Below are 421 nucleotides of genomic sequence, written 5' to 3'. Positions count from 1 at the left end.
TGATCGTCGCCGTCACTTCTTGAGTTCCTATATCGGTTCGGCCGTTGTTGGTATAGGTTACCGAAGTTCCTACCGGAAGTGTCCCTTGGATGGCCAGTGACTTTTCAGTTCCGTCAAAGACAAAGCTTTGGTCTGCCAAGGTGATTCCTGTAATCGTGGCCGGAGTGATGGTTAGATCTGCTGTCAAAACCAGCGTGGTGAAATTGGCTCCTGTGATCGTCGCTGTCACTTCTTGAGTTCCTACATCCGTTCTTCCATTGTTGGAATAGGCTACCGAAGTTCCTTCAGGAAGCGCACCTGTGATCGCCAAAGACTTAGCTGATCCGTCAAAAACGAAACTGTCGTCTTCGAAAGTGATTCCGGTGATCGTAGCTGGGGTGATCGTCAAATCAGCATTCAAGACGAGAGTCGTGAAATTGCT

The 421-nt window shown here is 48.9% G+C and carries 1 protein-coding gene; it reads right to left on the bottom strand.

From position 1 onward, the window contains the following. A partial coding sequence (locus tag DK188_RS21370) for an MBG domain-containing protein (RefSeq protein WP_157963344.1) occupies nucleotides 1-421 on the bottom strand: 421 nt, incomplete at both ends.

Source organism: Algoriphagus litoralis, assembly GCF_003259255.1.
Taxonomy (GTDB): domain Bacteria; phylum Bacteroidota; class Bacteroidia; order Cytophagales; family Cyclobacteriaceae; genus Algoriphagus; species Algoriphagus litoralis.
This window is presented reverse-complemented; position numbering and strand designations above follow the sequence as displayed.